This window comes from Kribbella jiaozuonensis (genome assembly GCF_005233875.1).
Classification (GTDB): Bacteria; Actinomycetota; Actinomycetes; order Propionibacteriales; family Kribbellaceae; genus Kribbella; species Kribbella jiaozuonensis.
The window spans coordinates 300,247-313,820 of sequence record NZ_SZPZ01000001.1 but is presented as its reverse complement, the minus strand read 5'-3'; the positions used below and the strand labels follow the sequence as shown (position 1 = coordinate 313,820).

15 protein-coding genes and 3 tRNA genes are annotated in these 13,574 nt (G+C 66.6%); 11 read left to right on the top strand and 7 right to left on the bottom strand.

Features of this window, described 5'->3' with window-relative positions; genetic code table 11:
* Positions 1-16: 16 nt before the first annotated feature.
* Positions 17-943: a helix-turn-helix transcriptional regulator gene (locus tag FDA38_RS01500; RefSeq protein WP_170989548.1), complete on the bottom strand. Its 927-nt coding sequence runs from the start codon at positions 941-943 to the stop codon at positions 17-19.
* 132 nt (positions 944-1,075) lie between these two features.
* On the opposite strand from FDA38_RS01500, the gene FDA38_RS01495 reads away from it, so the two are divergent.
* The 6 genes from FDA38_RS01495 to FDA38_RS01470 all read left to right on the top strand — a co-directional run bounded on the left by FDA38_RS01495 (position 1,076) and on the right by FDA38_RS01470 (position 3,972).
* Entirely contained in the window at positions 1,076-2,266 is a 1,191-nt protein-coding gene (locus tag FDA38_RS01495; RefSeq protein ID WP_137252261.1) for a hypothetical protein, read from the top strand.
* Positions 2,267-2,413: 147 nt separating this feature from the next.
* A tRNA-Glu gene (locus FDA38_RS01490) sits at positions 2,414-2,486 on the top strand.
* Between the two features lie 59 nt (positions 2,487-2,545).
* A tRNA-Asp gene (locus tag FDA38_RS01485) sits at positions 2,546-2,622 on the top strand.
* Between the two features lie 44 nt (positions 2,623-2,666).
* Positions 2,667-2,742: transfer RNA gene (locus FDA38_RS01480), tRNA-Phe, on the top strand.
* A 382-nt stretch (positions 2,743-3,124) separates the two neighbouring features.
* Positions 3,125-3,415 carry a DUF6247 family protein gene (locus FDA38_RS01475; protein WP_137252260.1) on the top strand — a complete coding sequence of 97 codons (291 nt, stop codon included), beginning with the start codon at positions 3,125-3,127 and terminating at the stop codon, positions 3,413-3,415.
* Between the two features lie 95 nt (positions 3,416-3,510).
* Positions 3,511-3,972 carry a nucleoside/nucleotide kinase family protein gene (locus tag FDA38_RS01470; protein ID WP_137252259.1) on the top strand — a complete coding sequence of 154 codons (462 nt, stop codon included), beginning with the start codon at positions 3,511-3,513 and terminating at the stop codon, positions 3,970-3,972.
* Between the two features lie 8 nt (positions 3,973-3,980).
* Here FDA38_RS01470 and FDA38_RS01465 read toward each other — a convergent pair whose 3' ends face one another.
* Positions 3,981-4,718, bottom strand: coding sequence for a phosphotransferase family protein (locus FDA38_RS01465; RefSeq protein WP_137252258.1), 738 nt, complete (start codon positions 4,716-4,718; stop codon positions 3,981-3,983).
* Between the two features lie 337 nt (positions 4,719-5,055).
* Between FDA38_RS01465 and FDA38_RS01460 the strand changes: the two genes are divergently transcribed.
* Positions 5,056-6,180: an XRE family transcriptional regulator gene (locus FDA38_RS01460; RefSeq protein WP_137252257.1), complete on the top strand. Its 1,125-nt coding sequence runs from the start codon at positions 5,056-5,058 to the stop codon at positions 6,178-6,180.
* Positions 6,177-7,409 (top strand): hypothetical protein, encoded by a 1,233-nt coding sequence (locus tag FDA38_RS01455; RefSeq protein ID WP_137252256.1) that lies wholly within the window; start codon positions 6,177-6,179, stop codon positions 7,407-7,409. Before FDA38_RS01460 ends, FDA38_RS01455 begins: the two co-directional genes overlap by 4 nt.
* Here FDA38_RS01455 and FDA38_RS01450 read toward each other — a convergent pair.
* The 4 genes from FDA38_RS01450 to FDA38_RS01435 form a co-directional block, all read right to left on the bottom strand.
* Positions 7,344-7,832 (bottom strand): GNAT family N-acetyltransferase, encoded by a 489-nt coding sequence (locus FDA38_RS01450; RefSeq protein ID WP_170989547.1) that lies wholly within the window; start codon positions 7,830-7,832, stop codon positions 7,344-7,346. The two genes, FDA38_RS01455 and FDA38_RS01450, sit on opposite strands and share 66 nt — an antisense overlap.
* A gap of 88 nt (positions 7,833-7,920) precedes the next feature.
* Positions 7,921-8,259, bottom strand: a complete 339-nt coding sequence (locus tag FDA38_RS01445) for a hypothetical protein (RefSeq protein ID WP_137252254.1) — start codon at positions 8,257-8,259, stop codon at positions 7,921-7,923.
* Positions 8,260-8,271: 12 nt separating this feature from the next.
* Entirely contained in the window at positions 8,272-9,336 is a 1,065-nt protein-coding gene (locus FDA38_RS01440) for a serine hydrolase domain-containing protein (protein ID WP_202877514.1), read from the bottom strand.
* A 157-nt stretch (positions 9,337-9,493) separates the two neighbouring features.
* Entirely contained in the window at positions 9,494-10,918 is a 1,425-nt protein-coding gene (locus tag FDA38_RS01435; RefSeq protein ID WP_137252253.1) for a DHA2 family efflux MFS transporter permease subunit, read from the bottom strand.
* Between the two features lie 92 nt (positions 10,919-11,010).
* Here FDA38_RS01435 and FDA38_RS01430 point away from each other — a divergent pair, with 92 nt between their 5' ends.
* A complete protein-coding gene (locus tag FDA38_RS01430) occupies positions 11,011-11,673 on the top strand; it encodes a TetR/AcrR family transcriptional regulator (protein ID WP_137252252.1) in 663 nt (220 codons plus the stop codon).
* A gap of 80 nt (positions 11,674-11,753) precedes the next feature.
* Positions 11,754-11,939 (top strand): YegP family protein, encoded by a 186-nt coding sequence (locus FDA38_RS01425; protein WP_137252251.1) that lies wholly within the window; start codon positions 11,754-11,756, stop codon positions 11,937-11,939.
* A gap of 61 nt (positions 11,940-12,000) precedes the next feature.
* On the opposite strand, the gene FDA38_RS01420 is transcribed toward FDA38_RS01425, so the two are convergent.
* A complete protein-coding gene (locus FDA38_RS01420; protein ID WP_137252250.1) occupies positions 12,001-12,363 on the bottom strand; it encodes a YciI family protein in 363 nt (120 codons plus the stop codon).
* 100 nt (positions 12,364-12,463) lie between these two features.
* Here FDA38_RS01420 and FDA38_RS01415 point away from each other — a divergent pair, with 100 nt between their 5' ends.
* Entirely contained in the window at positions 12,464-13,417 is a 954-nt protein-coding gene (locus FDA38_RS01415; protein WP_137252249.1) for a pyridoxal-phosphate dependent enzyme, read from the top strand.
* Positions 13,418-13,574 lie beyond the last annotated feature (157 nt).

The window sequence follows — 13,574 nt, the reverse complement described above, 5'->3', positions numbered from 1 at the left end:
CCTCCAGCGTAGTGACCTACAACCACCCCTGACGCGACGCCTGTACGCCGAGCTGGAACCGCGTCTGGGCTCCGAGCGCTTCCTGCAACCGGCCGATCCTTCGCGCGATCGTCCGCTCGCTCACCCCGAACTCACGCGCGATCGACTCGTCGGTCAGCCCCGCACTCAGGTAGGTCAGCAGCCGCTTCGCGTCCAGGCTCGGCCCGGCCGTCACGTCGTTCAGTTCGGTCCCGCTCGTGATCGGTACGGCGATCCGCCACAGCGCCTCGAAGATCCGTTCCAGCCCGCGGAGCAGCGGGGAATCGTGTACGACGAGGGCGACGAACTCGGGCCCCCGCCGTACCTCGGCACGGGCTCCGACGAGTGCCCAGCGGTCGTCGACGATCGTGATGTTCAGCGGCACGTGCGGGAACACGCGGGCCTGCTCGCCCGCCTCGATACAGGACTGGACCATGTGGAGGGCATTGCCGTCCTGGAGGACGTGCGCGCCGTAGATCACGTCGTACCGGACGCCACGGTCCAGCGCGTCGAACATGCCCTCGACGATCTTCAGCTCACGGGCGGCCAGGTTGCCCATCGTCATCGCCCGTACGTGCTCCTGTGCGTCCTTCTGGACGGAGTTCAGCACCGCTTGGGAGGCGGCGTACGTCGGGAGGATCTCGAGGTAGTCCTGCCGGCCGGCGGCAGATTTCCACAGCTCTGTCAGGAGATCAGCGCTCTCGCGGGCCAGGGCGGCCTGTTTGGTGTGCCGCTCGGCCAGCGCGTCCATGGCCAGCCGCGGCGGACGTACGACGAGAGCGCCGTCGATCTGCTCCACCAGCCCCAGGGTTATTAGCTCCTCGACCGGGTCCTGATCCGTCGGCGAGGTCTCTGGGTGCTGCATGAGCCGCACGAGGAGCGCCTCGGCCGAAGGGGTCAGGCCGAGTGCCTGGAGCGCTTCCATGCCCTTGTGTACCACCGGGCGACAGTTTCTCGCCATGCCGGTTTCTGACAGGTCCGAACGCTCGTACCGGCCGCCGCGCCCGGCAAATACTGATGCCGCCCACATCCCCCATGCGTTTCGCAGGAGTCCCCGATGAGAAAACGCCTGATCTGGCCAGTGGTCGCCGCCCTTGGCCTCACGCTCGGTCTCGCAGTCCCCTCGGCCGCCACCGCCGCTCCTTCACCCGGCCCGGTCGCCCTGGTGCAGGGCGCCGTACCGCACAAGCTGGACCCGAAGTTCCAGCAGCTCGCCGACGAACTGCCGGCGCTGCGCCAGCGGGCCGAGGCCGTCAAGGCCAAGCTCGGGCTGCACGACAACCCGGTCCAGGAGGCCGTGCTCGACGCGATCGACCCGACGCAGTACAAGTGCTCCGACGCCACCCCGCCGGTCGTCGCCGCGATCCTGCCGGACACGACGGGCTGGACGCAGGAGCAGGCGCTCGCCGTACTGCATGTGCTGATCTTCAACATGGCGCTAATGGACGCGGCGTACCTGCCGCAGCCGGGGCCGTACACGTTCGGCTCGCACGGCCAGTACACGCACACGGTCAACCGCACCTTCAAGGACCTGCAGAAGTTCTGGGACATCCCGTCGCGTGGTGTCTCGGTGGTGCCGGCGCACGGTCGGTCGATGCTGAACGCCGACGTGAACTACCGCGTCTTCACGGTGCTCTACGGTCTCGACCCGGCGCAGTCGCGTGTCTCTGCCGATCTGGTCGCGCACGAGCTGAACAGCCCGGCCCTCGGGTACGGCGACCTGCCGATCTTCACGTTCAACGCGTACGCGACGCCGGGCGGCGAGGACATCCCGGGGTACGGGAAGTCGCCGAAGCGGATCGCCTTTGGCGACGGGGTGATGGAGGGGTTTGCGCGGGTCGGTCTGGGTAACGTGGCGCCGCAGGCGATCCTCGGGCATGAGTTCGGTCACCAGGTCCAGTTCGCCGACTCGCTGATGCGGCCGGAGCTGCCCGGGCCGGAGGCGTCCCGGTGGGCGGAGCTGATGGCGGACTCGTTCAGCGGGTACTTCCTCACCCACGCGCGGGGCGAGCGGATGGGCCTGCGCGAGGTCCGCGATTTCAGCCAGATGTTCTACCAGCTGGGCGACTGCGGCTTCACCGCCGACGGCCACCACGGCACACCCAACCAGCGAATGAAGGCATCCCTGTGGGGGTACGGCGTCGCCGTCACGATCCCGCCCCGCAACCGCGTGCTGCCGTCGCTGGTCGTGTTCCACCTGTTCGCCGCGCACTATCCGCGGCTGATCGCGCCTGACGCGACCAGCTGATCCCGGGCCCTTCGCGGCCCCCTCCCAGGGCGCCGTACGCCGACCACCTGCGGCGTACGGCGCACCCTGGTTATCTCGTTTTGGAGCCGCGGCCCAAACCCTCTATGCTTACGGCTGTCCCTGGAGCTTCGGCTCCCGCGGGTCCGAGTCCCCATCGTCTAGTGGCCTAGGACGCTGCCCTTTCAAGGCGGTAACGCGGGTTCGAATCCCGTTGGGGATACGGCCGAAAGGCCGGTGCAAGAACTAGCTCGAAGATGCTGTACGATCGTCGAGTCATTTGGCCCAGTGGCGCAGTTGGTTAGCGTGCCGCCCTGTCACGGCGGAGGTCGCGGGTTCGAGTCCCGTCTGGGTCGCCAGGAGAAGGCGGCGGTGTCCAACACCGCCGCCGAATTTTCTCCCCGGTCAGGTAGCTCAGCTGGTAGAGCGTCCGCCTGAAAAGCGGAAGGTCGGCGGTTCGAGACCGCCCCTGACCACCACACCCTCTCCGCACACCGGGGAGGGATTTTTCTTTCCCACGCACCCTACGCGGGGCTCTCTTCGTCGCTCCGCTCCTCAACGCCCACTCCGCGAGCTCCCGCCCACCCTCCGGCTCATCGCCGGCAAACCTGCCGCTCATCGCGGCGTCTGCGGGCTTATCGCCCGCGGGTGCGCGCTTATCGCGCGATCGACGACGCATGCCAGGCCACCCATCTAGGTGACCCTGATCACGCGTACTGGCTACGAAGCCCGATCGCGCCGTTCCAGCCGTCATGAGCTTGCTCGAGGCTCGTATGTCCCTCTGAAGATTGACGACGATTGCAGCGTGGCGGTGTGGATAACTTTGATACCCACAAACTTGGCTCCGAGTAGTCTGTTGGCATGACCGCTCAGCCGATGCAGAGCTCGCCGGAGGATCCGAGTGAGATCCTTCGGCTGTTGCCGGCACGGTGGCATGAACAGTTCTTGAGTGAGTACCACAGTGCGCTCGACGCCGCCCACGAAGTCTGGCGTTTCCAGCAACTGCGCGACGTCCTCCAACTCTGGCGGATGCGAGCAGTTGCTTACTCCGCTCCTGGCTTCGATGAGGCGATGCAGGCCACGCGCGAAGATCGAACCGACGAGTTCGTGCCGGCCGAGCAAGCGATCCCTGGTTGGCCCGACCAACAATGAACTACCGCGTGGAGTTTCACGCGTCCACACTCGCCCCAACCTGGGTCGGTTGAGGTATGACTCTTCCGCCGTTGGTTCTTACGGGTGGGCCTGCGGTGGGTAAGAGTGTGACGGGGCGGGCTCTGGCAGAAGGCCGAAGTAGATGTGCCTTTGTTGATGTGGATGATGTGCGTCAGTTGGTTGTTGCGGGGGCTGCGGCGCCGTGGGAGGGCGAGGAAGGGCACGAGCAGCAGCGGCTCGGGGTGGTTAACGCATGTGGCTTGGCTCGGGGTTTTGTGGCTGTGGGCATCGAAGTTGTTATTGCTGATGTGCTGACGCCGGAGACCAGTGATCTGTATAGAAGAGAGCTGCCGGGGTGCGTCATCGTGCATCTGCAGGTCGGCTTGGTGGAGGCGAGGCGGCGGGCGGCTTCTCGCGAGGTCTGGCTGACTGAGGATGAGTTTCGGATGTTGCATGAGGCGGATGCGGCGAATCCGCCTCATGCCGATCACCGCATCCAGGTGGACACACTCGACTTGCGGAGCCAGATCGGAGAAGTGTCGAGGCTCTGGAAGTAGGTGCTGGCTTACATCCGTGCGCGTAGTACGTCGAATTCGCAGCCTGGGGAGTTGGGGTCGAAGCCGTGTTCTACGAGCCAGCGGGAGGCTCTTAGGCTTCGGAGGGACCACCAGCCGCGGATTACGTCGACGTCTACGTCGGTGCCGTAGCCGGCGAGGAGGTCGGGGAGGACTTCTTCGTGGCCGAGGGTGAGGGTGGCCAGGTCGAAGTGGCGGTCGCCTTGGCTTGCTTCGGACCAGTCGATGACGCCGGTGACTTGGTCGTTCTCGACGAAGACGTGGGTGATTTGCAGGTCTCCGTGGGTGAAGGCCGGGGTCCAGGGGCGGAGGGCGGCTTCGGCTACCTCGCGGTTGCGTTTGACCAGGTCGGCGGGAAGGGTGCCGCTGGAGATGAGCCAGTCGCATTCGCTGTCTAGATGCTCGGTGATGTCGTCGAGGTTGCCGCCGGGCCAAGGTGGGAGGGGTGCGTCGTGCAGGGTTCGTATGGCGGCGCCTGCCGCGGCCCATGCGGCCGGCGATGCGGGCGAGGGTTCGCCTAGCTTGCCAAGCGCCATCCCGGGGACGCGGGCGAGCGCGAGCACCGGCGGCCGGCGCCACAAGATCTGCGGAGTCGGGATCGGCGCCAGGGCGATCGCCTCGACCTCGACGTCGATGTTCGTCTGATCCGAGTCGATCTTGAGGAACACATCACCAACCTGCAGGGTGGCTCGTTCGCTGTGGGCAACTACGACTTTGACCTCGTCCACCGCGCCATCATGGCGGGTAAGACCACTGACGTCACTGGAATATCGGGGGTCGCCAGCTGAGACGGGGCCGAGATCTGGCATATTTCGGCGTATTGTGCGGGTTCAGTTGGATTCAGGTCGAGTTCGGTACTACGGTAGAGCGATGGTGTACTGCGGCTCGTGGTGCACCGGCTGTGATCGGGGAAACGCAGAGAGTCGACGAATCTGAGCGTCGCGGGGCATCGGAGGATCTCCGGTGCGGGGTTCAGATGTAGTCAGTGGAGTCGGGTAGAGGCGGGTATAGGATCAGCCGGATCCTTGACACCCGTAATTGGCTGAGCAGATTTCGGGAGTGACAGTGGCCCCCTCACCAGAGGCCGTACGACTCGCCAGGAGACTTCGGGAACTCCGCGAGTCGCAGCGATTGACCCAGAAGGATCTGTCGCATGCGCTCAGCTCCGACTCCCGGGTCGCGGTGGCGACGATCAGCTCGTGGGAGTCACAGGCCAATCCGAAACTGCCGCCGGAAGAACGGCTGCGAGGGTATGCGCTGCTGTTCGCGAAGTCCGTCGTTCCGGAAGGTACGACGCGGTTGCCGCGGGAGCAGGATCTGGACGCAGCGGAGCGGGACCGTTTCAGGACTCTCCACCGTGAGCTCGTCGCGCTGCGGGACTCGGTCCGTCATCAGGTCGAGTCACCCACCGGCGGCTCGTACACGTTCGACTTCGAATCAGGGCCGATCACGCTGGTCTGCCCGGAAGCTCCAGCAGATGGACGTTCTCCGCTCGCGGAGGAAGGCAATCCGAACTACACGAGGTTGTACAGATACGCCGACCTCGACGCATTGATCGAGATGTGGGGCCATGTGCGCGCCTCCAACCCGGAGCTCCGCACGCGACACCAGATTCCTTCCGAGGTGAGCGCGGACCATCTGTCCGGTCACCTCATATTGCTCGGCGGCATCGCCTGGAACCAGGTCACCGGCCGACTGCTGCGAGTACTGGACCAACTGCCGATCCGGCAGATGTCCGTCGCGGACCTGGCCGACGGCGAGATTTTCCGATCGCGCGACGGCCGCGAGTACCGGCCTTTGTGGGAAGAGCTCAAGGACGCCGACGCGGATGCACCGTCGAAGGCGGAGCTTGAGGCGGTCCAGGCCCAGGATGCCTGGAAAGGCGAGACTCCTCGCGAGCTCGTCGAGGACGTGGCCCTTCTCGCCCGGCTTCGCAATCCCTTCAATCACAGCCGGACCATCACTATCTGCAATGGCGTCTACAGCCGCGGTGTCCTGGGCGCAGTACGAACGCTCACCGACGACGCCGTCCGCGAACGTAACGAGGCCTTCCTCGCGAATCGGTTCCCGGGCGGCATCTTCGGTCTGCTCCTGCGCGTGCCAGTGATCAACGGCGAGGCCATCACCCCCGATCTGGAAGTCCCGGAGAACCGACTCTACGAGTGGTCCCCCGAGGAGGAGGACGAATGAGCCGTCAGCTCAAGCACGGCCAATCTCATGCGTCGCTGTTACGCGACGTCTCCGCCGCGAGTGCGGCGCCGGCCGCGCGCAGCGGACTGGACGCGATAGTCGTCCCGGCCGCCCGGCCGGCATCTGCACTGCAAGACGTCATCACCCTGTCGGCGACACTGTCCGTGCCGCTCGTCATCCTGTGCAGCAGGCAGGCCCAGGTCGGGCAGGTAGTACGCCGGGTGGAACGGACATTCGGCGCCAGGGCGCTCGTCGTCGAGGTGCCGGAGAACTACGAACTTCCGCACGACGCTCCGCTGACCTCCGGCTCGGAGTTCAAGGAGGCATCGGCCGGCCGCTCGAGTGATCTCAGCGCGAAGCGGAACATCGGCCTCCTGCTCGGCCGGATGCGCGGCTGGAACAAGATCCTCTTCGTCGACGACGACATCAGCCAGTTCAACCCGTGGGACGTCGAGCGCCTGAGCGGTTACCTCGACCGGCACCCCGTCGCGTCGATGGTCAGCCGGTACTTCCCGGACAACTCGGTGGTCTGCCACGCTCGACGACTCGCAGGGTTCAAGCAGGACGTCTTCGTCAGCGGTGCGGCCCTCGGCGTCAACTTGCAGCACCCGGGTCTGTCGTTCTTCGCGGACGTCTACAACGAGGACTGGTTCTTCTTTGCCCGGCACGCGGCCGAGCGGTCCTTGCCGAAGATCGGTGAGGTCCGGCAAGCGAAGTACCAGCCGTTCGCGGACCCGGGACGCGCGGATCGCGAGGAGTTCGGCGACCTGCTGGCCGAGGGCCTGTACGCGTTGTTCGAGAGCACCCGGCACTGGACCTTCAAGGAGCAGTTGGCGGCCGCGACCCGGATGGGTCACTGGCGGGAGTTCACGGAGATCCGGCTGGAGACGATCGCCGAGACGATCGCTGCGCTGTCCCACGCCCAGCCGTCGGCAAACCCGGCCAACTACCTGAAGATCCTGGACGCACGCGAATCCCTGCGGGTCGCGATGGAGCGGGCTTTGACCATCACGCCGGAGCTCTGCGTGGACTTCATCGAGAAGTGGCAGGACGACGAACTGCAGTGGGAGCAGGTCTTGTGGCGCTACACGTCGGAGCTTTCGGAGCGCGACGCGTTGGCCGAGCTCGGACTGCAGACCTGGGCTTCCTGTGGGTACGGCGTCTCAGCCAGGCCGCCGCGGCGCGTCAAGACGCAGGCGGATCTCGAGCCGACCGGAACCGTCGGCTAGCGGCTGCCATTCGCCGGTCGGCGTGAATCCGAGGCGCTCGTAGACCTCGCGCGCCACGAAGTTCGTATCCAGCACCCACACCCGCCACTCGGTGACGTCCGGCTCGACCTCGGTCAGATGGCCGAAGATCGCCCGCAATATCCCCGTACGCCGATGCCGCGGATCGACCCAGACCGACTCGACATGCCGCTCGTACGGCGGCCGGCTGTCGACGCGGACCGAGCTCGCCAGGCCGATCACCCGCGCCTGGTGACGAGCCACGATCCATCGCATCCGGGTGAACCGTTCCCGCCAGCCGTCCTCGCCCACCGCCACCTCGTCCTCGTACTCCGAGATGTACGCCGACGGGGAATCCTTCAGCGCCCGGAGGCGAACTTCCCGGGCGATGGGCCAGTCGTCGGCATCGAGCGTGGCGAGTTCCAAGGTCCCGGTCCCCCTCGGTCGACGGCAGCAACGCATCCATCCCAGTGTCGCCGTTTCGCCGGAGGGCCAAACCGATTGCCGGACAATCTCACATTCCCAGGGCATCTCCGGGGAAGCTCCGGGCGGGGTGGATCCGGTAGGTGAACACCCCGGCCCGGACTCCGGGGTCGTCGTCCATCAGCCGTCGTACGTCGTCCGCCGTACCCGGGAAGATGCCGACGCCGCAGAGCGGGGAGTCGTCCCGGATCGGGCAGACGATGTTCAGCAGACCGTCCGCCCGAAGCTCGAAGTTGCGCCGGCCGTGCTCCCAGACGATCGCGTCGGCGCCCTCCTTGCCGTACTGCGGTCCTTCCTCCAGGAGCACGACCGTGTACTCGCGGGTCGTGCTCAGCCCTGCACGCATCTGTTCGTCAGTGAAGCGAGTCATGGGGTCAACGTGTCACGAGCAGAACGCCTTGTCGAGGAAGATGTCGACGGTGGCGTCCGGGTTGGTCGGGAGGTGCGGTGTGACGGCGATGGTTGCCTGCCGGCGGGTGTCCGCAGTGGAGAACGAATAGGCCTGGTACGCCAGCGCGTCGCCGTCGTTGCCGTAGACACGGACATTGCACGCGGTCTTGTGCCAGGACAGGCCGAGGCCGTACGTACCGCCCTCGGTTCCGGGCTGCTTCATCGCGTTGAGCAGTCGAGCCGGGAGTAGATGCCCGCCGAGCAGGGCCGCGAAGAACCGGTTGAGGTCGTGGGTCGTCGAGATGATGTCGCCGCCGGCGCCGAACAGGGTCGGGTTCATCTCGGTGAAGTCGAGCTGGCCGCCGTCCTTGGGCACGTAGCCATGCGGATGCGGCCCCGGGATCCGCGTCGACGCACCGGGCATCGTCGTACCGTGCAGTCCGAGCGGGCGGATGATCCGGCGCTCGATCTCCTCGGAGTACGTCCGGCCGGTGACCTTCTTGATGATCTCGCCGACCAGCAGGTAGTTCGTGTTGGAGTAGTTGTACTGCGAACCCGGCTTGTCGAACACCGGCGGATTCGCCAGCGCCCGCTCGATCTGCTCGCTCGCCGTCCAGGTCCGGTACTGAAGCGCGTAGAACTCCTCGCTCGGCGGCATCGGCAACGTGTTCTTGTAGTCGTACAAACCGCTGGTGTGGTTGAGCAATTGGCGCACGGTGATGTTCTCGCCGTTCGGCACAACGCCAGGCAACCACCGCTCCACCGAGTCATCCAGCCGGATCTTGCCCTCAGCAACCAACTGCAGTACGACGGTGGCAACGAACGTCTTCGTGATACTCCCGGCCCGGAACCGCCCATCCACCGGCACCTTCCGCGAGGTCCCCAACTCCGCAACCCCGCTACTCCCCCGCCAAACCTGCGCACCGTTCCGCACCTCAGCCAACGCGCCGATGGACGCCACCCCGTCGAGCCCCTTCTGCAAGTCAGCACCTCCAGAAGCCGGCACAACCGCGGTCACCGCGGCCGTCACCAACGCAACCATTCCCTGAACCAGCATCCCGATCTCCTCTTGTTCCGTCCGAGCCTCCAACCCTCCCCGCACGGAACATCACAAACATCGGGGATCGCCCCGGGAATGACCCGGTTAGACCACTCGGGGCAAAGCAATCCGGCCGGGCCCGCAAAGGGCCCGGCCGGATATTGCCCTGAGCAACTTATGCCGCTGCGGTCGCCTCGGTGAGTTGCTCCGAGGTGGGCTGCAGCTGGGGTGATGCCAGGGTCAGCAGAACGTTGGCTACGGCAAAGGCTGCTGCCGCGAGGAGGCCGCGTTCGTAGCCGGACTGGAGAGCCTGGAGCTGAGTCGCGCCGTGGGTGAGTTCGTTGGTGGTGTGGGAGATGGAGAGGGTAGTGACGATCGCCAGGCCGAGCGCGCCGCCGACCTGGTACATCGCGTTGACCACGCCGGAAGCAGCGCCGGCTTCGGCGGGGCGTACTTCGGAGACGGCGTTGATCTGGCCGGGTACGCCGACGCCGATGATGCCGAAGCCGAAGATGATCAGGCCGGGCAGGAGTTGCGAGCTGTAGCTACCGGTGGCGTCGGCCTGCGACAGGAGGAGCAGTCCGACAACGCTGAGGACCGCACCGGCCAGCTGGACCGTCCGCGTGCCGAGCCGCTGCACCAACTGCGACGCCAGCACCGCACCGACGATCGCCGCGCCGCCCATCGGCAGGAAGTGGACGCCGGCCTCGAGCGCAGTGTCGCCACGCACCTGCTGCAGGTAGATAGCAGTCAGGAAGAACATCGACAGGAACCCGGCACCGTTCAGCGCCAACGTCGCACCCGACACACTCAACGCCCGCGACCGGAACAGTCGCAGCGGCACCAGCGGAGCAGCCGACCGCGACTCCACCACAACGAACGCCGCCAGCAGCAGCACACCAGCAGTCAGTACGCCGATGACCTCGAACGATCCCCACCCAGCCGGCTCCGACCGGACCACGCCGTACACGACCGACATCAGTCCAGCCGTGCCGAGCACCGCGCCGAGGGTGTCGAACGTACGGCGACCCGTCGAGTGCCGCATATCCGGGACGAAGACCGGGATCAGGGCGATCAGCGCGATCACGATCGGCACGTTCACGAAGAAGACCCACTGCCAGCTGAGCGAATCCACGAGTACGCCGCCTGCGACCACGCCAAGCGTGCCGCCAAGACCGGCTAGACCACCCCAGACGCCCATCGCGATGTTCCGCTCACGTCCGTGCGCGAAGGTCATCGTAAGGATCGCCAACGCCGCCGGTGACAGCAGCGCTCCACCAAGACCCTGGATCGCACGGGCACCGATGAGGAACTCCGGCGAGTTGGAGAGGCCGGCGACGAGGCTGGTCGCGCCGAAGAGCACGAGGCCCGCGGTGAACACGCGGCGCGGACCGAGCAGGTCGGCCATCCGCCCGCCGAGGAGCAGGAAGCCGCCGAAGAGCAGTGTGTACGCGTTGATGACCCACTGCAGGGAATCGGCGGAGAAGTGCAGGTCCGCCTGGATGTGGGGCAACGCGACGTTCACGATCGTCACGTCGAGCACCACGATGAACTGCGCTAGAGCCAGCACCGCCAGGGTGGCCCAAGGACTGCGTCGCATTGCCGTACCTCACTCGGTTGAGAGTCTACGCTGTATGTATACGCCGTAAGCTTACGGAGTAGACACTAGGTCTACGGTGTAGACTTGTCAACGTGATCATCAAAGAGACCTCCCGTCGCCTCGATCCGGAGAAGGTCGTCGACAGCGCGCTGGCCATCGCCGACGACGAAGGACCGGCCGCGGTCTCGTTCCGGAAGCTGGCCGCGCAACACGACGTCACGCCGATGGCGCTGTACCGGCACTTCAAGGACAAGGACGACCTGCTGGCCGCGATCGGCGACCGCATCCTGGCCGACGTCGTACTCCCGGAGCCGAACGACGAGCGGTGGGACAAGCAGCTCCACAAGCTGCTCACCGCGTTCGTGACCGCACTCCGCGCGCACCCGCGGCTCGCGGACATGACGCTGCCGCGGATCCTGATCGCCGAGCCCGGGCTGGCGCTGGCCGAGCGGGCGCTGGAGCTGCTGACCGAGGGCGGCTTCGCCGTCGACGACGCGGCAGAGGTCGGCCGGCAGGCGATCTGCTCGTTGATCTCACTGGTGACCACCGACCCGATCGCCCGCGAGGTGAGCGACCCCGAGGCCCGCGAGGCGTCGCTGCGCCGGAAGCGAGCATCCCTGGGCGCGCTCTCCCCCGATCGATACCCGCTGATCACGTCCGCCGCCGGCGCGCTGATCTGCCCGGAGTCCCGGGACCGGTACTACGAGATCGGCCTCGACCTGGTCGTCGCGGGCATCCGCGGCCTCCGCGCGTAGGGCGTGTACGCACCCCACCACGGGCCGGAGAGGACTACGCTCCGAAACGGAGCGATACCACTCTCTATGGAGGTACATCGATGGCGGGGAAGTTCGAGCTGTACAAGGACAAGTCCGGCGAGTTCCGGTTTCGTCTGAAGGCCGGCAACGGCGAGGTGATCGCGACCAGCAGCGAGAGCTACAAGACCAAGGCGTCCGCGCTGAACGGGATCGACTCGATCAAGCGGAACGCCGGCGAGGCGAACATCGACGACCAGACTGACTGAAACGTCAAGAAAACAAGGGGGTTTCTCCACCGATCCGGCGGAGAAACCCCCTTGGTTTGTCTCAGAGCCCGTCCGCGAACTCGACACCGCGGACCTCGACGCCGAGGCCTTCGATCGCCGCGTCCGGGATCATCGCGGCCAGCTCCAGCGCGCGTTCCCGGGACGCCACGTCCACCAGGTAGTAGCCGCCGAGGAACTCCTTCGACTCGACGAACGGCCCGTCGGTCACCGCCGGGAGGCCGCCCCGGACCGTGACGACGGCGGACTGCGCGGGCTGCTGCAGCGCGACCGTGCTGTGGAACTCGCCCGAGGCCTTGATCGTGTCCATGAACTTCTGGTGCCCGGAGCCGATCGCCTCCTGCTCCTGCTGGGGCAGCGCGGCGATCACGTCGGGGTTGATGTTCAGGACCAGTAGGTACTTCACGGTTTCTCCTTCACCCGCGGCCCCCGGAGTGGGTGCCTCTCGTTCATCAGTACGGAGCGGGCCGCCGCACTTTGACATCGCCCGCGGATAAGTTCGGATCGTGCTGAGTCTCACAGATGTCCGGGCCGCCGCAGAGCGCCTGAAGGGTGTCGCCCACCGTACGCCGGTCCTCACGTCGCGAACGCTGAACGAGCGGGTCGGGGCGGAGGTGTTCCTCAAGGCCGAGAACTTCCAGCGGATCGGTGCGTTCAAGTTTCGGGGCGCGTTCAACGCGATCAGCCGGCTCACCCCGGAACAGCTCGGGGCGGGCGTCGCGGCGTACTCGTCGGGCAATCACGCGCAGGCGGTCGCGCTCGCGGCGCAGCTCGCCGGCGCGAGCGCGGTGATCCTGATGCCGGAGGACGCGCCGCCGACGAAGGTCGCCGCCACCCGCGGGTACGGCGCTGAGGTGGTCACGTACGACCGCTACACGCAGGACCGGGCCGCCCTGGCGCAGGAGCTGGCGACCGAACGCGGGCGCACGCTGATCCCGCCGTACGACAACTACGACGTGATGGCCGGGCAAGGGACGGTCGCGCTCGAGCTGCTCGAGGAGGTCGGGCACCTGGGCGCGCTGCTGGTCCCGGTCGGCGGCGGCGGGCTGATGGCCGGCTGTGCGACCGCGGCGACGCTGATGAGCCCGGGGATCCGGATGATCGGGGTCGAGCCCGCCGCGGGCGACGACCACGCCCGGTCGCTGGCCGCGGGCGAGCGCGTGGAGATCGACGTACCGCGGACGATCGCGGACGGGCAGGCGATCTCGACGCCCGGCGAGCTGACGTTCGCGGTGAACCGGCGGCTGGTGGAGTCGTTCGAGCTGGTCAGCGACGAGGAGATCGTGGCCGCGATGGCGTTCGCGTTCGAGCGGCTGAAGATCGTGCTGGAGCCGAGCGGGGCGAGCGCGCTGGCCGGCTTGCTGGCCGGACGGATCCACGGGACGCCGGAGCGCGTCGGAGTGGTGCTGTCGGGCGGGAACGTGGGCCTGGAGCGGTTCCGCGAGCTCCTCGGAAAATAGCTGAATTCGCAAGGATTTTAGGGTGCCCTGACCACCCTCTGTGCCCGTTGTCACAGACAGCCACCATCGATTGTGACCGAGGTCACACCGAGGCCCTCATTTCCCGCCTCAGCCCCGCTCAGATGCGCTCAGGACACCTGGTGTTCACCCAGGCTTG